The organism is Daejeonella sp., assembly GCF_037719425.1.
GTDB lineage: Bacteria > Bacteroidota > Bacteroidia > Sphingobacteriales > Sphingobacteriaceae > Daejeonella.
In genome coordinates, this window is sequence record NZ_JBBJNI010000026.1 from 1 (window position 1) to 20,341 (window position 20,341).

Annotated in this window: 14 protein-coding genes; 6 read left to right on the forward strand and 8 right to left on the reverse strand. The window is 44.1% G+C overall.

The window, feature by feature from the left end:
- The 3 genes from WKF69_RS05440 to secA form a co-directional block, all read right to left on the reverse strand.
- Nucleotides 1–852, reverse strand: an 852-nt coding sequence (locus WKF69_RS05440; protein WP_340380162.1) for a M20 family metallopeptidase, incomplete at its 3' end; no start/stop codon positions are given.
- The gene (locus tag WKF69_RS05445; RefSeq protein ID WP_340380164.1) at nucleotides 852–1,256 is read right to left on the reverse strand and encodes an SPOR domain-containing protein; all 405 of its coding nucleotides are present in this window, start codon (nucleotides 1,254–1,256) and stop codon (nucleotides 852–854) included. The genes WKF69_RS05440 and WKF69_RS05445, both read right to left, overlap by 1 nt.
- 3 nt (nucleotides 1,257–1,259) lie before the next feature.
- Complete coding sequence (secA, locus tag WKF69_RS05450) at nucleotides 1,260–4,562, reverse strand: preprotein translocase subunit SecA (RefSeq protein ID WP_340380165.1); 3,303 nt, start codon at nucleotides 4,560–4,562, stop codon at nucleotides 1,260–1,262.
- Nucleotides 4,563–4,783: 221 nt separating this feature from the next.
- On the opposite strand from secA, the gene purD reads away from it, so the two are divergent.
- A complete protein-coding gene (gene purD / locus WKF69_RS05455) occupies nucleotides 4,784–6,070 on the forward strand; it encodes a phosphoribosylamine--glycine ligase (protein ID WP_340380167.1) in 1,287 nt (428 codons plus the stop codon).
- Nucleotides 6,071–6,355: 285 nt separating this feature from the next.
- On the opposite strand, the gene WKF69_RS05460 is transcribed toward purD, so the two are convergent.
- Nucleotides 6,356–7,504 carry a TlpA disulfide reductase family protein gene (locus WKF69_RS05460; RefSeq protein WP_340380169.1) on the reverse strand — a complete coding sequence of 383 codons (1,149 nt, stop codon included), beginning with the start codon at nucleotides 7,502–7,504 and terminating at the stop codon, nucleotides 6,356–6,358.
- A gap of 232 nt (nucleotides 7,505–7,736) precedes the next feature.
- On the opposite strand from WKF69_RS05460, the gene galK reads away from it, so the two are divergent.
- Complete coding sequence (gene galK / locus WKF69_RS05465; RefSeq protein WP_340380171.1) at nucleotides 7,737–9,002, forward strand: galactokinase; 1,266 nt, start codon at nucleotides 7,737–7,739, stop codon at nucleotides 9,000–9,002.
- A gap of 65 nt (nucleotides 9,003–9,067) precedes the next feature.
- Here the strand turns inward: galK and xylA are convergent, their stop codons facing one another.
- Complete coding sequence (xylA, locus tag WKF69_RS05470) at nucleotides 9,068–10,399, reverse strand: xylose isomerase (protein ID WP_340380173.1); 1,332 nt, start codon at nucleotides 10,397–10,399, stop codon at nucleotides 9,068–9,070.
- 224 nt (nucleotides 10,400–10,623) lie between these two features.
- Here xylA and WKF69_RS05475 point away from each other — a divergent pair, with 224 nt between their 5' ends.
- Nucleotides 10,624–11,826: a prolyl oligopeptidase family serine peptidase gene (locus WKF69_RS05475; RefSeq protein ID WP_340380175.1), complete on the forward strand. Its 1,203-nt coding sequence runs from the start codon at nucleotides 10,624–10,626 to the stop codon at nucleotides 11,824–11,826.
- Between the two features lie 112 nt (nucleotides 11,827–11,938).
- Here WKF69_RS05475 and WKF69_RS05480 read toward each other — a convergent pair whose 3' ends face one another.
- Together WKF69_RS05480 and WKF69_RS05485 are read right to left on the reverse strand one after the other, a co-directional pair.
- Nucleotides 11,939–13,414, reverse strand: coding sequence for an FGGY family carbohydrate kinase (locus tag WKF69_RS05480; RefSeq protein ID WP_340380177.1), 1,476 nt, complete (start codon nucleotides 13,412–13,414; stop codon nucleotides 11,939–11,941).
- A gap of 156 nt (nucleotides 13,415–13,570) precedes the next feature.
- Nucleotides 13,571–14,746 carry a formimidoylglutamase gene (locus tag WKF69_RS05485; protein WP_340380179.1) on the reverse strand — a complete coding sequence of 392 codons (1,176 nt, stop codon included), beginning with the start codon at nucleotides 14,744–14,746 and terminating at the stop codon, nucleotides 13,571–13,573.
- Between the two features lie 138 nt (nucleotides 14,747–14,884).
- On the opposite strand from WKF69_RS05485, the gene WKF69_RS05490 reads away from it, so the two are divergent.
- The 3 genes from WKF69_RS05490 to WKF69_RS05500 all read left to right on the forward strand — a co-directional run bounded on the left by WKF69_RS05490 (nucleotide 14,885) and on the right by WKF69_RS05500 (nucleotide 18,356).
- The gene (locus WKF69_RS05490; protein ID WP_340380181.1) at nucleotides 14,885–15,856 is read left to right on the forward strand and encodes an NAD-dependent epimerase/dehydratase family protein; all 972 of its coding nucleotides are present in this window, start codon (nucleotides 14,885–14,887) and stop codon (nucleotides 15,854–15,856) included.
- Nucleotides 15,857–15,868: 12 nt separating this feature from the next.
- A complete protein-coding gene (locus WKF69_RS05495) occupies nucleotides 15,869–17,161 on the forward strand; it encodes an HAD-IB family phosphatase (protein WP_340380183.1) in 1,293 nt (430 codons plus the stop codon).
- 127 nt (nucleotides 17,162–17,288) lie between these two features.
- Nucleotides 17,289–18,356, forward strand: coding sequence for a branched-chain amino acid aminotransferase (locus WKF69_RS05500; RefSeq protein ID WP_340380215.1), 1,068 nt, complete (start codon nucleotides 17,289–17,291; stop codon nucleotides 18,354–18,356).
- Nucleotides 18,357–18,416: 60 nt separating this feature from the next.
- Here WKF69_RS05500 and WKF69_RS05505 read toward each other — a convergent pair whose 3' ends face one another.
- Entirely contained in the window at nucleotides 18,417–20,240 is a 1,824-nt protein-coding gene (locus WKF69_RS05505) for a hypothetical protein (protein ID WP_340380185.1), read from the reverse strand.
- Nucleotides 20,241–20,341: the final 101 nt, after the last annotated feature.

The following is a 20,341-nucleotide window of genomic DNA, read 5'->3' on the forward strand; positions in this document are numbered from 1 at the left end:
AATGCCCTCTGCCATTTTCTTCATTTTTATATGAGCCTGGCCTCTCCACTCTTCGTCCATTGTTCTGAACGTACCCTCGAGCTTAACTTCGTTAGGAATGACATTAGTTGCACCATTAGCGATAACTTTTCCAAAGGAAAGCACAGATGGCATCTTCGGATCTGCCACGCGGCTAACAATCTGCTGCAGGGCTATGATAATATGGGACGTAATAACTACAGGATCAATATTTTGTTGTGGTTGTGCGCCGTGGCCGCCTTTGCCATGAACTGTGACATATATCTCGTCGGTTGATGCCATATACTTACCTGCACGGAAACCTACTTTCCCCGATTCGATCAGGGGCATCACATGCTGACCTATAACCGCTTGCGGCTTTGGGTTTTCAAGGACCCCTTCTTTGATCATCAGATTTGCACCACCTGGCAGCCTTTCTTCCGCAGGTTGGAATATCAGCTTAACAGTTCCGCCAAATTCATCTTTTAATTGGGTCAGGATCTTTGCCGTTCCAAGCAATGATGAAGTATGGACATCATGGCCGCATGCGTGCATCACTCCCTCTTTTGTCGAACGGTAAGGAACATCATTAGCCTCAATGATTGGCAGTGCATCCATATCAGCCCGAAGCGCTACTACGGCATCAGAAGGTTTAGATCCTGTGATGAGCGCGACAATCCCAGTGTCGGCCATATTCTGATAAGTAATTCCCAGCTCATCCAGTTTAGATTTTACAAATGCTGAAGTCTCATATTCTTGGAATGACAATTCAGGATTGGCGTGCAGATGCCTGCGGTTTCCGACAACCTCCTTATGAATGTCCTGTGCCAACTGGCTGATCTTTTCTTTAAGCATTATTTGGGATTTATTCTTTCGGCAAAAATGAAGAGAGAGGTGTATTGTTTTTTGAGGTCGTTCACAAGTTTCTGTGCTTCCAGCTTTGTCCTGAAATCACCTACCCGAACCTTATAATTTGGCTGGGTATAGCTGACATAACTGCCAATACCCGGGAAAAGCGATTTGAATTTACTTTGCTGCAAATACGCTTCGTCCCGGCCAAGGCCTGAAAAGATCTGCACCCTATACCCAAGGCTGGTGACCGTATTACCGCTGCTGCCCAAACGACTAAGGGCAAGACGTCGGGAAATGAGGCTATCTATCTGCGGATCCTTTATCACAGTCACTTTCCCCTGCTGGGCTAAAGCGGCTTGTGTTAAAAAGAAACTAAATAATAAACCTATGATCAGTTTCCTGTGCATCAATTAATCTAATCCTACTCCGTGACAGTTTTTATATTTCTTACCGCTTCCGCAAGGGCACTGATCATTTCTGCCGATCTTTTGCTCCACACGAATTGGCTGTGCTTTTTGTACTTCCCTGGTATCATCAACAGGCATACCACTTGCGCTATGGACAAGCTCGGGTTTTGAAACCTTCAATTTACTCATATCCTGCTTGGGCTGAGGACGCGCCTCACGCACCTGCTCCGGATCCTGTGATGGTATATTTCCTCTAAACAAGAAGTTGACAATATCTTTGTTTACCGTTGCAAGCATTTGCTTGAACATATTAAAGGCTTCCATTTTATAAACGATCAATGGATCCTTTTGTTCGTAAACAGCATTCTGAACAGACTGCTTCAACTCATCCATTTCACGTAAATGTTCTTTCCAGGCATCATCGATCAGAGCCAGCACCACCGTCTTCTCGAATGCTTTGAATACCTCGAAACCACCAGTCTCTACCGCCTTTTTTAGATTTGTGGACACCTGAACCTGACGAACACCATCAGAGAACGGAACAATTATGTTTTCGATATGATCACCTCTTTCGCGCAGCACATCTTTCAACACCGGAAGAGTTTGCTGAGCAACAGCTTCAAGCTTGCGGTGATAGAAATCATCTATCCGGGCGAAAACTGCATCAGTAAGCTTATGGGCATTTAATTCTGCGAATTGCTTATCAGAAATTTCAGGGTCTACAGAGAAGATCCTGATAACCTCCATCTGGAATCCTTCATAGTTATTATCTTCTTTGTATTCTGTAGCGATATCTTCAACAACATCAAAAATGGTGTTGTTCAAATCCACATCCAGACGCTCGCCAAATAAGGCGTTCTTGCGTTTTGCATAGATCACAGAACGCTGGGAGTTCATTACGTCATCATACTCAAGCAAACGCTTACGTACTCCGAAGTTATTTTCCTCGACCTTACGCTGAGCCCGCTCAATTGATTTAGTGATCATCGAGTGCTGGATAACTTCCCCATCTTCGATACCCATTCTCACCATGATGTTTGCGATCCTTTCAGATCCGAATAAGCGCATCAGGTTATCTTCCAGTGAAACAAAGAACTGGCCTGAGCCCGGATCACCCTGCCGACCAGCGCGGCCACGCAGCTGCCTGTCAACACGGCGCGATTCATGACGCTCAGTACCTACAATTGCCAAACCTCCAGCATCTTTAACTCCTGCGCCAAGCTTGATATCAGTACCACGGCCAGCCATGTTGGTTGCAATAGTAACAGTCCCTGCCTGACCCGCTTCAGCAACTATATCGGCCTCCTTTTGGTGGAGTTTCGCATTAAGTACATTATGTTTAATACCCCTTAATTTCAGCATGCGGCTTAACAACTCCGAAATTTCGACCGAGGTAGTACCCACAAGTACCGGCCTGCCAGCTTGAGTTAGTGTTGTAATTTCGTCCGCCACTGCGTTATATTTCTCACGAACAGTACGGTACACCATATCCTCATGGTCCTTACGCTGAGCAGTAACGTTGGTAGGAATCTCAACAACATCAAGTTTATAGATCGTCCAAAGCTCGCCCGCTTCCGTTGTTGCTGTTCCAGTCATGCCGCACAGCTTATGGTACATTCTGAAGAAGTTCTGCAGGGTGATAGTTGCGTAAGTCTGAGTAGCATCTTCAACCTTTACATTTTCTTTAGCCTCAATCGCCTGGTGAAGCCCGTCAGAATAACGGCGACCATCCATAATACGGCCTGTCTGCTCATCTACCAGCTTGATCTTACCCTCGTCTACTATATATTCAACGTCGATCTCGAATAAAGTATAAGCCTTAAGCAATTGATTGATCGAGTGGATCCGCTCAGATTTAATTGAGAAATCACGCATCAGTGCATCTTTCTTTTCAATCTTTTCTTCTGTTGAAAGACTTGACTTCTCAAGTTCTGCTATTTCAGTACCTACATCCGGCATCACAAAGAAATGCGGATCCTCGCCAGAAGTGGTGATCAGCTCTATACCTTTTTCTGTTAACTCAACCTGGTTATTTTTTTCATCTATCACAAAGAACAGCTCCGCATCAACGGTCGGCATTTCTTTGTTCTGATTTTCCATGTAGTGGTGCTCCGATTTAGTCAGGACTTGTTTCATGCCCGGTTCGCTAAGGAATTTTATCAACGCCTTGCTCTTTGGCAGACCGCGATATGCACGAAGCAATGCTAAACCGCCATCCTGTGGTCCGGCCTGTCCTGCATTAATGGAGCGTTTTGCCTGATTAAGAACATCGACAATAAAGTTCTTTTGAGCGGTAACTAACCTTTCGATCCTTGGCTTCAATTCATAGAACTCATGCTCATCGCCGCGCGGAATTGGTCCGGAAATAATTAAAGGCGTCCTGGCATCATCGATCAATACTGAATCCACCTCATCTACCATCGCAAAGTGTAATTTCCGTTGTACCAGGCTTTCCGGGTTCAATGTCATATTGTCACGCAGGTAATCAAATCCGAACTCGTTATTTGTTCCGAAGGTGATATCAGCTCCGTAAGCTCTTCTCCGATCATCGGAATTTGGCTGGTGTTTATCAATACAATCGACAGTTAAGCCGTGAAATTCAAAGAGTGGCCCGTTCCATTCAGAGTCACGTCGTGCCAGGTAATCGTTTACGGTCACAATATGAACACCCTGTCCTGAAAGTGCATTTAAATATGCCGGAAGTGTACCAACAAGGGTCTTACCTTCACCTGTCGCCATCTCCGCAATCTTACCCTGGTGAAGAACGACACCACCTATCAGCTGAACATCGTAGTGGATCATATTCCATGTCACTTCGGTACCAGCAGCCAGCCATGTATTATGGTGGATTGCCTTGTCTCCCTGGATAACAACGTTCTGCTTGCGTGCAGCAAGTTCCCTGTCGGCCTGGGTAGCGGTAACTTCTAATGTTTTATTTTCAGTAAACCTTCGGGCAGTGTCTTTCATTACTGCAAAAGCCTCCGGCAGTATGTCCATCAAAACTTTCTCAAGTTCTTTATCACGGTCTTTCTGCAGTTTATCCAGCTCATCGTAGATAGCCGTTTTCTCATTGACAGGAAGATCAGCAGCTTCAGCTTTTAGCTTTATGTCAGAAATTTCTTTATCAATGGAAGTCAGAAATTCTGCAATGCGCGCTTTAAAATCGAGGGTTTTTTGTCTCAATTCATCATTGCTCAATGCGGCTAACCTGGCGTACTCTTCCTTTGTTTTTTCAACAATAGGGTGAATTATCTTTATATCGCGATCAGATTTGCTTCCGAAAAGTTTATTTAAAATAGCTAACATATATATGGTACTGTTGAAATCAAGTTTACACAACAACTAAGCCATTGCCATATCAAAGTCAGAATGGCATAAATGGAGTGCAAAATTACGATTTTATTATGAGAATAGGATTTATAGGATGATAGGATTCATAAGATCAAATCGGGTATTTGTACATCCTCCCATTTGCTCATTTCCAAATTTGCTCATCTTCTCAATTGTGAATTCTTTATCTTCGCATCATGAATATCCTCCTCCTAGGCTCCGGCGGGCGTGAAAGCGCTTTCGCATCCAAAATGGCTCAAAGTCCTCTTTTATCGCAGTTATACATAGCTCCCGGAAACGGTGGAACTGCCGCATTGGGAAAGAATGTTAACCTTAAAGCAACTGACTTTGATGGGATAGGCACTTTTGTTCTTAAAAACGATATCAAGATGGTGGTTGTTGGACCAGAGGAGCCACTTGTGAAAGGAATTCATGACTACTTCCTTGACCGCGCAGATCTGAAGGATATTCCAGTTATTGGTCCGCAGCAAGAGGGCGCGCAACTTGAGGGAAGCAAAGACTTTTCTAAACAGTTCATGATCAGGCATGGCATTCCGACAGCAGCTTTTAAATCCTTTACGGTGGATACTTTACAGGAAGGCTTAGAGTATCTTGAAACTCAAAAACTTCCTATCGTCTTAAAAGCTGATGGCCTGGCTGCAGGTAAGGGCGTGCTGATATGTGAGACCCTTGGCGAAGCAAAGCTCGAACTAAAAGCGATGCTCGCTGATGCGAAGTTTGGCGAGGCCAGCAGCATGGTTGTTGTTGAAGAATTCCTTACAGGGATAGAATTGTCTGTTTTTGTGCTCACTGACGGGAAATCTTACAAGATCCTTCCGGAGGCTAAAGATTACAAGCGGATCGGCGAGGGAGATACCGGTTTAAATACCGGCGGTATGGGTTCAATTTCTCCAGTTCCCTTTGCGGATGCTCAATTCATGAAGAAAGTTGAAGACCGTATTATCATTCCCACGATCGAAGGATTAATGAAAGATGATATACCATATAAAGGGTTCATATTTATCGGGCTTATGGCTTCACATACTCCTGAAGGCAAAGATCCGTATGTGATCGAATATAACGTGCGTATGGGTGATCCTGAAACAGAGAGTGTTATCCCACGGATTGAAAGCGATCTTATAGAGCTTTTCAAAGGCGTTGCTGAAGAAAACCTTGCAGAAAAGGAGCTTAAGATATCCTCTAAGATCGCAGCAACGATCATGCTCGTTTCCGGCGGGTATCCGGGGGAATACCTAAAGGGAAAAGCGATAACGGGAATAGAGAACCTCAGGCACTCTGTGGCTTTTCACGCGGGTACTGAGTTGGACAATGGCATTGTAAAATCAAACGGCGGACGAGTAATCGCGATCACTTCGCTTCAGGACAATATGTTTGATGCTGTACAGAAAGCAACAGCCGATGCTGGCAGGATCTATTTCGACGGGAGATATTTCAGGGCGGATATTGGAGGAGATTTAATGTAGGTGAACCAAGAGCCAGGAACCAAGAATCAAGACCTCCACAAAATGCAAGCAGTTGTCATTGCGAGTGTAGCGCGGCAAAAGGTTTACCACCGAACGTTCCTTACGATCATAGCCTCTCGAATTTAACCGCAGAGAACACAGAGTACCCGCAGAGGACGCAGAGAGAGTGAGCGAATGCTTTTGCGAACTCTACGTAAATCTTCTCGGCTTTGCGGTTAATTAGGCGTTTGATTTCTCCGCCCAGCCAAATAACGGGTAGCCGGTATCAGGCAACTAGTATCCTCTTTATTCTTTGCCTTGCTCCTTCAAAACCTCTTCCAACTTAGCATTCAGATCCGGACCACGCAGGTCTCTGGCAATTATTTTTCCATTCGGATCCAGCAGGAAATTTCTCGGTATACTCTCAATACCGTAAAGCACTGCAGTTGGGCTTTCAAAATGTTTTAGTTCAGATAAGTGCGTCCAGGTTAATTTATCATCCCGCACGGCCTGGAGCCAGTCTTTGCGATCACGATCCAGGGACACGCCCAAAACAGTAAATCCTTTATCTTTAAATTTCTGAAATGCACGCACAACATTAGGATTCTCCTGACGGCAGGGGCCGCACCAAGCTGCCCAGAAATCGAGCAGGACATATTTTCCTTTGAGGGATGACAGCGCGACTTTCTTGCCCGCGGTATCTGCTGCAGTAAACCCCGGAGCAATAGCTCCTACCGATGTCTTCTTTTCCCTTGTAATATACTCGTTTATTGCTTTGCCCGTCGGGCTCAGCCTCACGCTGGCATCCAGTTTATTGAAAGAAGCTTCTGCTTCCAGGAAGTTATACGAAGAGCGGGCAATTTCGGGAAGTATCAGTGCAGAGATAATTGCCGAAGGGTTCTTCTCAATATAGCTCTTCTGATAAGCGATCAGATCATTGCCTGCCTCTTTAAGGGATGGAGAATACATTTTTATAATGGTGTCAAGCGGGACGCCCATTTGTGATTGCCTTTCTGCAGCTTCATTCAAAGCACTGAGTTTAGCCATGTAGGGCGATTGTCCGGCAGTGTACTTAAGCACGTCCTCGTTAGCTTTTGAACCGGTAATAACCGCTGCTGACAGCTTATTCTTAATGATGATCGTTATATTTCCCTTGTCAAGCACGAACTGCTTAAACTCCGAAGGGTCCTTTGGCTTGAGGTCGCCTGCCAGGGATAAATACCCGGGCCCTGGCTCAGGAATATTCCCGGTGATCACAAACTGTCCGTTTTTAACAGGGATTTTCTTTATCTGAGGTTGCTGTGCGTTCACAAATGAGCCCTGACCAAAATAAATCGCGTCGACCTTTAAGGATTTATCAATAGTTCCATTAATCGTAAAAGAACCTTGTTGTGCGCTCGCAGAAGCACTAACAGCAAACAGGAAAGAGAGAAAATATAATTTAAGACACCTCATTTATAAGATATGTAAACCGCTAAAATTAGCCAGAATATTCTGAAATACTCCAACGGGACAAGTGGGAAATTATTTCATTGATACTTATCGAGTCATCGGGCACTGGTAATTTTTTAAACGGTTAATGAACGGCAAATAAACGGCAAATGTAGCCGTGTTACTTATACCTCAGAGCCGCCGGGATTAGAGCATCATAAATGAGATTTGAATAACTGCTAATAAAATCACAAGTTTGAAAAAACGTCTATACATGCCTGCAGAGATATCAGACTATCCTTCAACTATAAGATCCAAATTCCGTGAGCTCTTTAACCAGGAGCCTGTGATTATCCGTTCCCCCGGCCGCATAAACCTGATCGGCGAGCACACAGATTACAATATGGGATTCGTATTGCCGGCCGCTATTGACAAGGCCATCTATATTGGCATTCAGATACGGGAGGATAACGAGATCCATTTACACTCGCTGGATTATAATGACCATCATACTACAACAACTGACCAGATTGTTAGATCGGGGAAGCTGTGGCCGGATTATATATTGGGAGTGGTTGAGCAGGTCCTTCGCTTTGCTCAGGATGACAGCAACAGTGGTATCACTAATGCAACAAAGCAACATGTCTTTGCGAGCGCAGCGAAGCAAGGCTTCAATATTGTCTTTGGCGGGGACATACCGCCAGGGGCTGGACTCTCCTCATCAGCCGCGCTGGAATGTGCAACCGCTTATGCGCTTAATGAATTATTTGGGTTGGGGGTATCCAAAATGGATCTGGTTAAGATCTCGCAGGCAGCTGAAAATGAGTTTGTGGGAATGAAATGCGGCATCATGGATCAGTTTGCCAGTATGTTCGGCAAACAGAATCATTTGATCCGGCTGGACTGTCAAAGCCTGGAGTATACCTACATTCCATTTAACCTGAAGGCTGTTAAGGTCCTGCTTTTCGATACAAGGGTGAAGCATTCGCTGGCGTCTTCGGCGTACAACGAGCGACGGGAGCAGTGTGAGGAGGGGGTGCGGTTGGTAAGGGAACGGAAGTCTGAGGGCGGAAGTCAGAAATCAGAAGTCAGAAGCCTGAGGGATGTAACTGAGGAAGATTTGCTGAGTTATGTGAAGCCTGTAAATGAAGTAGTCTATAATCGCTGCACGTTCATAGTAGCAGAGATTCAGCGGTTACTGGTTGGGTGCAAAGATTTGGAGAATAACGACATTGAGGCATTCGGGAAGAAGATGTTTGAGACGCATGATGGCCTAAGTAAATTATATGAAGTGAGCTGTAAAGAGCTCGATATTTTAGTCGACATGGTCAAAGATGATCCCAATGTATTGGGTGCAAGAATGATGGGAGGAGGCTTTGGCGGCTGTACGATCAACCTGGTTAAAAATGAGGCGGTTGAGAGACTGACTAAGAAAGTTTCAGAGATGTATAAAAAAGAGACGGGGGTTGAGATGCTGGTTTATGAGGTGGGAGTTGAGAATGGAACACAGATTATCAGCTGACAGTAACGATTAGCGAAATTCTTGTCCCACTCCCTCCAGTTTCTTTTCGGATTACTACAACAATTTTAAATATACCTATTGACCAAATTCTCCAGCAGCTCCTGCTTTCCGCTCCTAACTTCAGGCTCGCCTTTTTCAATTGCAAAGGCTCTCAAATCTTCCAAAGAAAGTTTTCCTGCTGCGAAATCCTTGCCTTTACCGGAGTCAAATGAAGCATAGCGCTCTTTGCGGATCTTCTTGTAATCAGATTTGTTGAGGATATTGTCCGCAGCAATTAAAGCCCGAGCGAAAGTGTCCATCCCCCCGATATGGGCATAGAATAAGTCGGCCGGATCAGTTGAGTTTCTGCGGATCTTAGCATCGAAGTTTATGCCACCACCCTGAAATCCGCCTGCTTCGATAATTACCAGCATCGCTTCGGTGAGCTCATTTATATTATTCGGGAACTGGTCAGTATCCCACCCATTTTGTACGTCGCCGCGATTTGCATCGATAGATCCCAAAAGGCCCGCATCAGCAGAAACCTGTAATTCGTGCTGGAACGTATGTCCGGCAAGAGTGGCGTGGTTTACTTCAATGTTGAGCTTGAAATCTTCCATCAGATCGTATTGACGAAGGAAGCTGGTCACCGTAGCGGCATCATAATCGTATTGGTGTTTTGTTGGCTCGCATGGCTTTGGCTCTATGAAGAATGTTCCCTTAAACCCTTGTCCGCGTGCGTAATCTTTTGCTGTGTGAAGGAAACGTGCAAAGTTCTCCTGCTCGCGTTTCATGTTTGTATTTAAAAGGCTCATATAACCTTCGCGTCCACCCCAGAAAACATAGTTCTCACCGCCAAGGCTTATCGTCGCGTCTAGCGCAGCCTTTACCTGGGCTCCTCCATGACTTAAGACGTGAAAATCGGGATTGGTGGCTGCACCGTTCATGTAACGGCGGTGCGAGAATAAGTTAGCTGTTCCCCATAAAAGCTTTACACCACTGGCTTTTTGCTTTTGTTTTGCATATTCGGTTAAGGCTTGCAAACGCCCTTCATTTTCAAGGATATTATTTCCATAATCAACTACATCTACATCATGGAAACAGTAATAAGGCAGGTTCATTTTAGTGATAAACTCAAATGCTGCATCCATTTTATCCTTTGCTCGCTCAACGGGATCAGACTTTTCATCCCATGGGAAAATGTGAGTTGGTTCGCCGAAAGGATCACCACCATTCCCAACAAATGAATGCCAGTAAGCGCAGGCGAAACGAAGGGTTTCTTTCATGGTCTTACCGGCAACAATCTTATTTTCGTCGTACCAGCGAAATGCCAGTGGATTATCGGACTGGAGGCCTTCATACTTTATTTGAGAGATTCCATTAAAGAATTCTTTGTTGCCCAGAGTTATAGATGACATAGCTTTTGTTTAGGCTTCTAATTTATAGAATTTATGTGAGAATGAGTTTTTGACTTGCGAAGTTTATCTCCGATATGCACGAAACTTCGCAAGTAGCGTACTCAATTTTATAGACTGGCGAAGTCATTTTCCGCACTGATACAGACTTCGCAAGTCAGCGCTGCGAGCATAATTAGTTTCTAAAAACACCCGGCTTTTCTTAATTTGCATTAAAATCAAATCTTATGAGGGCTTCGCTAATTTCATTCATCTTTTTCATAACAATATTTTCAGTAAAGGCACAAGATCAGAATGAACCAAATTACGATGAGACTAAGGTACCCAAGTATACTTTGCCGAAAGCTCTTAAGACACAGGCTGGCAAACAGGTAACCAATAAAAACCAGTGGGAGAAAACAAGGAGGCCTGAAATATTAAGGCTTTTTGAGGATAACATTTACGGGCAGCTGCCGAAGGATTACGACAGCATCCGTTACACGCTGAGCAATGAGAACGCCAAAGCCATGAATGGTAAGGCACATCTTAAAGAAGTTCTTATTGAAGTATTCAGGCTGAATAAGAGTGTGAAAATAAACCTTGTATTATTCATCCCAAACAATGCACCGAAACCTGCGTCTGCATTTCTTCTCATTAACAATAGGGCAAAAGATCAAACTGATCCGACGCGCATAGTTAAAAGTGATTTCTGGCCGACAGAAGAGGCGATCGAAGCCGGCTATGCTATGGCTGCATTCCACAATGCAGATTTGGCGCCCGATGATCCCAAGCTCTTCATGAACGGTGTGCTTCAGTTATATCCCGAGCAGCTATCTGCGGATAATGGCATGCGCGCTATTGGTGCATGGGCCTGGGGGGCAAGTCGCGTAATGGATTATTTTCAACAAGAACCGCTTATCGATAAAGACAAAGTCGCAATTGCCGGACATTCGCGTGGAGGAAAAGCTTCCTTGTGGACAGCTGCACAGGACCAAAGGTTTGCGCTTTGCATTACCAACTGCTCCGGAAGTACCGGCGCGAAACTGGCACGCAGAGAATTCGGAGAACGGATCAGACGAATCAACACTTCCTTCCCGCACTGGTTTAACACGAATTACAAAAAGTTCAACGACAAAGAAAGCCTATTGCCGGTTGACCAGCACATGCTGATCGGGCTTGTGGCACCCAGGCCGGTGTATGCGACAAATGCGACCGAAGATCTTTGGGCCGATCCGAAAGGTACATTCCTGGCGCTAAAAAATGCGGAGGAGGTTTATAATTTATATCGGTTAAAGTCGGCTCTGGGCACACAACTACCTGCACCTAATTCTGCTGTAATTCAGTCGCCTCTTGGTTATCATAACCGTATTGGAGTCCATAACATGACGGGATTCGACTGGGCTAACTTTATAAGATTTGCGGATCATCATTTTAAAAAGCCAGGCAAATAACTGACTTCCGAAGTTTATCTCCGATATGCAAGAAACTTCGCAAGTCTCATAATTTTTTTTGTAGACTGGCGAAGTTATTTTTAGCTCGGACTTAGACTTCGCAAGTCAATCCTTATTTAAGATGAGTTTCCAGTAACCTCTTCCATTCCCGATAAATCTCATCATACTCTCTCTTGATCTGTGGCTCAATTAATCTTAAGGCCTTCACATTACTGAACGCGTTTTCCAGGGTCATCTCTCCAATACCAATACCGGCACCAATTGCCGCTCCTACACTCCCATCGTTCTCGTAAAGCTCGACCGGCACGCCGCATGCATTTACAAATGCCTCGGTAAATACCTCGCTTGAAAACATATTATTTTTACCTGCCCGAATGACGGTAGGGTTCATTCCGTTTTTGCGCATGATATCCAAACCATAGCGAAACGAAAAGGCAATTCCTTCCTGCACCGCACGGAAGATGTCGGCCGGCTTGTGAACATTGAGATCGAGGTTATGAATATGTGCACCGACAGTTTTATTATTCAGCATACGCTCAGCACCATTGCCGAACGGAATGACACGCATTCCATTGCTGCCAGCTTTTACCCTTGCTGCATCAGCATTCATCTGATCATAGGAGGTTCCTGCAGCAAAAGTGTTTTTAACCCAGCGATTGAGGATCCCGGTGCCGTTAATGCATAAAAGAACTCCAAGATGTTTCTGTCGGGTAGTATAATTAACGTGGGCAAAAGTGTTGATCCGGGATTGCTTATCGTAAGTCAGTTGATCTGTAACCCCATAAATGACACCTGATGTTCCTGCAGTGGCAGCTACTTCACCGGGCTTGAGCACATTTAAGGATAGTGCGTTATTGGGCTGGTCGCCTGCTTTATAAGTGACGAGTATCCCCGGACTAAGTCCAAGCAAGGACGCAATTTTTGTCTTTAGTTTTCCATGTTCTGAGAATACATCACGTACCTCCGGGATAACCTCCTTCTCGAATCCATATTGAGTCATGACCTCCCCGGATATTTCATCTTTCTTAAAATTCCAGAAGACGCCTTCCGAAAGTGCTGAGATACTGGTTGTGATCTCCCCGGTGAGCTTCATCGCAATGAAATCCCCGGGAAGCATAACCTTATCGATGTTCTGGTAAATATCGGGCTCATTCTCTTTAACCCATGCAAGTTTTGAAGCTGTAAAGTTCCCGGGAGAATTAAGCATTTCGCTCAAACATTTTTCACCTCCAATGGCATCAAAAGCGCGATTCCCAATTTCAACCGCACGGCTGTCACACCAAATAATAGAATTCCTGAGTACATTCTGATCTTTATCAACCACCACCAAACCGTGCATCTGGTAAGCAACGCCTATAGCCCCAATATCCTGTGGATCATATAATTTCTTGGCATTACATATTAAAATAGCCTGCTGCACATGTTCCCACCACATTTCGGGTGGCTGCTCCGCCCAGCCTGGTTGTAACGCAATTATCTCGCTCTCTATTTCAGGATATTGAGCACTGGTAATACATCGTCGTGTTTCTGAATCTAATACCGAAACTTTAATTGAAGAAGTGCCGAGGTCGATGCCGAGTAGGAGCATGGTAGGTTTTAAGGATGTTTGTGGTTGGGTTTGAAGGTAAGGATTTTAGGCCAAAGGCGAGAGTATTACGTTATACGTTTTACGTTTCTAAACGCTGTAAATAGTACCCGGGGAGTTAGGCACCAACACGTGAACGTATAACTTACAACGTATAACTCAATTAAGTTTCAGATAGGTTCGCCACCACAGATCCGGCATTTCACCTGAGTTTGCTAATTGATAATCCTCATACCTGCAGGGCACTAAATGATGGCGTTCGTTTTTAGACAAGCCAGTTGGGTAGGGTACCTGCATCCACCAGCGGTCGGACTTTTTACTTTTTACAAAGACCAGTTCGTGAGATCCGTCCTTCAGGCTAGCACGAAAAGTGATGTATTGCGATTTGGGAAGTAAGGGATGTTCTTTCTTCCGGTTGTAAAACCCATCGACGAAATACCAGACCATCTGCGCAAGCAGCAATGCTGTATGGCCATTATGATCGTACTCAGGATTAAATTCATAAAATCCTATTGACGACAGCTTATCGTTCATGCCCGCATACCGGCAGATCTGGCATGCTTCTTCACCATAAAATCCGTTAGGTGTGGCGTTCGCATTTGCAACGGCATCCGAGGAACGGATAGCAGCCATGTCGAAACTGATCATATTGGCATTACGTATGATAGGCTCGGCTATCGTTATGGAGCTCGAGAAATCACCAAGTCTGTGAATATCAAAATATAACTTATCCATTACCTTCAGGCTTTCCTGATTAACAAAATAGGTTTGGTAGCCAATGTTGCTGTAATTGAATAAGTAGTTAGGCTCGTGTAAAAAGATCCTGTTCAGATAGGAATGAGAAGTGGTTCCATTCACGCCTTCAGGATCATCATCAAGGTCGAAATGAGAATCTACAACCAGCAAGTCTACTTTCTGCCCCAGTTCCTCATAGGCCATGAACTGCGGATAGGTAAGATCCTGGCCGCCGCCGATAATCACCGGAAGGATGTTCATTATTATAAGTTCAGTTACGACGAGCTTAAGCGCCACGTACGTATCCGAAACCGTATGACCAGCCTTAATATTTCCCAGATCTACAATCCTCGTTGAGTAATTCCCTTCGTTGAGGGCGTAAAACTTCTCGCGGAAATGATCAGCAGAAAGTGCGGTTCCAGAATTGTTGATTGCGTTCCTGTCTTCCTGAACGCCAACAATTGCTATGTCGTAGGTATTACTTTCAAGATCAGGAAAATCTGAATTATAGATTTCCAGTTTTGAACCTAAATGACTCGTGTAGAAACCATTTGTTGGGGAAGTATAAGTTACGGGAGATAAAAAATCGGATAATGACATAGGAAATTAGTTCTGAGATCGATTAATCGATTAGCTCCCGTTAAACAATTTAGTCTGAGGCGAAGATTGTGGCAACAGACTGGAAGCAAATATCACTTTATTCAACTACTTTTGAAAGCATTAAAAAAAATTCATTCGATGGTATTAGTCACCGGCGCCACCGGTTTTTTAGGGTCAGAATTAGTCAGAGCTTTGTTGTTAAAAGGAGAAAAAGTTCGCGCCCTTAAACGCGGCTCTTCTATAATTCCCGAGATCCTTAAAAATGAAGGTCTGATTGAATGGGTGGATGCAGATCTTCTGGATTATTCCGCCCTGGACGATGCCATGCAGGGGATTAAAAAAGTTTATCATTGTGCCGCGTTTATATCCTTTAAACAAAAGGATAAGAAACAAATGATGAAGGTGAACATTGAAGGAACGAGTAATCTTCTGAACGCTTCTGTTGCAAACAACATCGAAAAATTCCTGCACGTAAGCTCAGTCGCGGCGGTGGGGAACAGTAAACATAATGAACTTATAACTGAGAAAAATCACTGGGAATTTGGCACAGGCCAAAGCAGTTATTCCGTTTCCAAATACGAAAGTGAGATGGAAGTGTTCCGTGCTTCTGCGGAGGGATTAAAAACGGTGATAGTTAATCCATCAATAATTATAGGCAAAAATACCGGCAGTGACGGAAGCGGGCAGATATTCAGTACGATCAGAAAGGGATTATCATATTATCCCGGAGGGAGTTTTGGTTACGTTGATGTTGATGATGTTGTTTCGGCAATGATAAGCCTGATGGAAAGCAATATTTCCAACGAGCGATTTATAATAAGTGCTGAGAATTGGACCTATCGTGATCTGTTTACAGAAATAGCAGCGAGGTTTAACAAAAAGGCACCTGCACTTGCTTTACAGCCATGGATGCTTAATGCAGCAAGGTTAGGAAAAGGAATAATAGCAACGCTGACTGGAACTGAGAATAGTTTAAACAAGGATACTGTCAGGACTGCTTTCAAAAAGCAGAATTATTCTAATGATAAAATTAAAAAGGCTCTAAATTTGAAGTTCAGATCCGTTAAGGATTCCATTGCCGAGATCTGTGAGAATTACGAAAAGAACTAATTTACAATTCCATTGAAGCAGTTTTACATTATAGATTTCGACAGCACTTTTACCCAGGTGGAAGCGCTGGACGAACTTGCAAGAATTTCATTACAGGACCATCCCAATCGCGAAGGTATTTATCAGACGATCGAGGATCTGACAAACGCGGCGATGGAAGGAAAAATGTCATTCCGCGAAAGCCTGACAGCCAGGGTTCAACTGCTCGAAGCGAATAGAGATCATTTAAAACAGCTTATTTCGCACCTCAAAACGAAAGTGTCCGCATCCTTCTCGCGCAATAAGACCTTCTTTAAAAAGCATGCCGACGATGTTCTTATCGTATCCGGCGGATTTAAGGAATTCATTATCCCCGTGGTTTCTTCATATCACATTTCAAAAGAGAATATCTACGCAAATACCTTTGTTTTTGATGAATCAGGCAAGATCGTTGGCTATGATGAAAGCAACCCGCTATCCAATGAAGGGGGAAAAGTAACCTTACTGAAAGATCTTAAACTACAGGGCGATATTTATGGTATCGGCGACGGACATTCTGATTTTCAGCTGAAAGAGTTCGGAATGATAAAAAAGTTCTATGCTTTTACTGAGAATATTGAACGCAAGACCGTAGCCGAAAAAGCAGATCACGTTACACCAAGCTTTGATGAGTTTTTATATGTAAACAACCTGCCAAGGGCTATATCTTATCCAAAGAACCGGATCTTATGCCTGGTCATCGGCGATGTGCCAGCACTTGCAATACAAACGCTTAAAAAAGACGGCTTCTCTATCCGCCATAAAACCAGCTTCGAAGATAAATATGTTCCCGATGTTGGTATGATGCTGCTGGCAAATGGCGAAGTGCTTGCGGATGAAAAACTGAAGCGTGCGGTAAAGCTGAAGACAATTGGCTACCTGGGAAATAGCAGGCTGATCCTATCGAAGGAAATATGCACCGACATGGGCATTGTGGTTTTTGACGATCCGAAAAACAACGCTGGTAGTACCGAATTTATAGCAAAGCGCATGATTAATTTTATCAATCATGGGCATACATACAGGAGCTTAAATTTCCCCAACTTACAGCTTCCGCGGATCGCTGGCGCTCATAGATTGATTCACATTCACCATAATGTTCCGGGAATTATGGCAAGCATAAATCAGGTTTTTGCCGACCACAACATCAATATCGTCGGCCAATACCTGATGACTAATGCGAGCATTGGCTATGTTATTACAGATGTCAGTGACCAATACGATAAAAGGGTTTTGAAGGACTTGAAACTGATTGACCATACGATTAAGTTTAGGATACTTTATTAAGTGGAGAGTGGAGAATGGAGAGTGGAGAGTGAAGAATTGCTGGGCGGCGATACCCATGCCTAATTAAGCAATCTTGCCTTTTTCAAACAAATTCCATAAATTGCCGCTCCCAATACTAATTACCATGTTGACCGATACCCTAAACATTGCTGTAACGAAAACAGCTGATTCACGTCTCCAGAAGACGGATTTTGATAACCTGCCCTTTGGCAGAACTTTTTCTGACCATATGTTTACTGCTGATTACGAAGGCGGGGAATGGAAAAACTTTCAAATAGTCCCTTACGGGGAGATTGGACTAAGCCCTGCTATTTCTGCACTTCACTACGGACAAGCTTTTTTCGAAGGAATTAAAGCGTACAAACATGCCGACGGACGGATCGCAATTTTCCGCCCTGAGAAAAATGCTGAGCGTTCAAATGCATCAGCTGACCGCTTGTGTATGCCTCAGATTCCGGCAGACATGTATTTGCAAGCCCTTTCTGCGATTGTTGAAATTGATAAAGACTGGGTTCCTTCAAAAGAGGGACATAGCCTTTACCTCAGGCCATTCATGTTTGCAACTGATCCGTATTTGGGTGTTACACCTTCTGCAACTTATAAATTTATAATCCTTACCGGACCAGTAGGGCCATATTTTTCAAAAAACCTTAAGGTGAAGATTGAAACCAGCTTCTCAAGAGCAAGCGACGGCGGTTTCGGATTTGCCAAGGCTGCCGGCAATTATGGCGGTTCGATGCTGCCTGCAAAACGAGCAACGGAAGAAGGCTTTGATCAGCTTATCTGGACAGATTCACGCGAGCATGCATATATTGAAGAGTTGGGCGCTGCGAATATTATGTTTATGATGGATGGAAGAGTAATAACTCCAACTACGCGCGACACCATTTTAAAGGGTGTTACCCGCGATACCGTGATCACATTGGCAAAAAGCTGGGGCATTGAAGTTGAGGAACGCCGCGTTTCTGTCGCCGAGATCCTGAGCGGAATCAAAGAAGGAAGAATTACGGATGCTTTCGGTGTTGGTACTGCTGCTACGATAGCTCATATTGCTGAAATAGGCCACGAGGGAGAGGTTTACACTTTACCTGATCCTGCAAAACGGGAGTTCTCAAACCGCGTTTTACAAACGCTTAACGCGATCAGGTACGGTCGGGTAGCAGATGAGTTTGGCTGGAACTATTTTGTAGGATAATTTTCCGGTGAAACAATTTTAAAAAGCTGTTCAGAATCTGAGCAGCTTTTTTTGTTTAAATTAATTGTTTCTATCCTTTCTATTCGATCTACGCTTCACCTTCCTCTTTTCCCTTTCATCTCTCCTCTCTTCTCTTTGGAAACGCTCAATTTCCATCCTGTGCAGCCGCGACTTAATTTCCCGCTGCGTTTCTGCATCTAATCCGATGCTTCCCAGAAGGGCGGACGACATTCCTTTCCAGATCATATTAAAGAAAGAGGAGTGCTGCGGCCTGACATAATTGAAATTTACCTTTCTAACAGGACGTCCGGGAGAAGGATTCTCACTTTCAATGATCAGGACATTTGCAAAAATTGATGCTATGCCCCGGCGCTTTAGCCAGGTAGTTTTCTCGCTTCTTTCAAGCAGGGCAATTTTAAGATTGTTGTAATAACATGTCAGCATACCCTTAACGCCTGTCGTGCTTCCCGCGCCATTAAATACCATTCGCTCTAATGAGCCTGATTTGATCTCAATCAGCGATAACGGGCGTATAGCAACATTAAACATGTCTGCGTCCATTCTTCCGACATCCCCCTTAAAATCGAAGGCCGCCGCAGGTGATGCCAGATCGAATTGCATATTCACATTGAATCTTCCGCGATCCATCAGCAGCGCTGTAAGCTTCGCTTCCGCTTTAGGGTTGCTGGCCAGGCTCGCAGAGTCATTCGTTACGTTAAGGATATGCCCATTAATTTTACTAAAGGTCACGGTGCCTTTTTTCCTCGAATCCGGATTATATTCCGAATAGCTTACGCGCGAATCTCTGAGAGACACTGTATCGACTTTGGTATCGAGCTCGAAACGTTGCAGGGAAAAGGGCGGAAAATTCATACCCCTATCGCGTAGTGAATCTGGCATCGAGCGGTCGAGAAAAATAGAAAGATCCGCTTTTTGTAATGTCAGGCTGGAGGCTATCAGGCGCCTGTTTAAATTCAACATCCCGTAATCGATATTGTTAAGCTGTATCTCTTGGGCGTTAGCACTATATCGATCCTTCTGCACCTTAAATTTTCTTGCAAATTCCATTTCACCAAGCCTTGGTATCAGGCGAAAGCCTTTTACTATCGCGTAGCCTTTTGCAGTCGAAGCGGTAAATTGCTGGATCTGGATGGTATAATTGCTATCTGCAGTAATGCTATTATAGGAGTTCAATTCTGCATAGATGTCGCGTGTATGGTACAAGCGCGACTTATCAAACTGTGACAAAGAATCTATCAGCAGGTCACTGACCTTTATAGTTAATCCTTTTAGGTTCGTTATTCTTGCCGGAGCAATACTCTTATCAACGTACTGGAAGTCGGCATTCTGAAAAGTTATATTCTTCACTTTGAGGGATCGAAGGTAGGGCGACAATCGTTTCCAGGCAGTTCTGATGTCGGGCTTTGTTGTTTCCTTATTCCGCTTGGCATTTGTAAAAATGACCTGTAGCTTAGGTTTATCAATCAATACCGAACCCATTTCGAGGATCCCGTCAAAGTAAATTTTCCAGGGCTGCACCCTTTTCAGGGTGAGCTCACTGACTTGAACCGTATACAAATGCCTGGGGGCCAGGCTATCCGTACTCATTTTGCTGAATATCGAGGTATCAGGAATAAAGACAATGTTTTTGACACTGATCCTGCCGCTAATGATATTAGTCCGGATATTCTCAAACTTGATGCTGTAAAGGCCGTTGGTTGAGGTTTGAATAGCTGTCTTTATCCTTGCAGTAAGGATCGGCTTCCAGCGATAGTTAAGGTAAATTGCAAAAAATGTCAGCAGAGCACCTAAAATCATTGCAATATACAGAGCCCATCTCCATTTTCCTGTCCCCTTACGTTTTAGCACCATAGATATCTTCAACTCGGATAAAAACCATTTTATACTGAATGGTCTGAATTTTTGAATTATTTCTTAGCCCAATTTAACAAAGTTTATCAGCTTATTTAAAAAACTGTCACTGC

Coding starts and splice junctions, on each gene's coding strand:
- WKF69_RS05445 (WP_340380164.1), bottom strand. CDS start 1,256: ATGCACAGGAAACTGATCATAGGTTTATTATTTAGTTTCTTTTTAACA.
- purD (WP_340380167.1), top strand. CDS start 4,784: ATGAATATCCTCCTCCTAGGCTCCGGCGGGCGTGAAAGCGCTTTCGCA.
- xylA (WP_340380173.1), bottom strand. CDS start 10,399: ATGTCATCTATAACTCTGGGCAACAAAGAATTCTTTAATGGAATCTCT.
- WKF69_RS05480 (WP_340380177.1), bottom strand. CDS start 13,414: ATGCTCCTACTCGGCATCGACCTCGGCACTTCTTCAATTAAAGTTTCG.
- WKF69_RS05475 (WP_340380175.1), top strand. CDS start 10,624: ATGAGGGCTTCGCTAATTTCATTCATCTTTTTCATAACAATATTTTCA.
- secA (WP_340380165.1), bottom strand. CDS start 4,562: ATGTTAGCTATTTTAAATAAACTTTTCGGAAGCAAATCTGATCGCGAT.
- WKF69_RS05460 (WP_340380169.1), bottom strand. CDS start 7,504: ATGAGGTGTCTTAAATTATATTTTCTCTCTTTCCTGTTTGCTGTTAGT.
- WKF69_RS05490 (WP_340380181.1), top strand. CDS start 14,885: ATGGTATTAGTCACCGGCGCCACCGGTTTTTTAGGGTCAGAATTAGTC.
- WKF69_RS05485 (WP_340380179.1), bottom strand. CDS start 14,746: ATGTCATTATCCGATTTTTTATCTCCCGTAACTTATACTTCCCCAACA.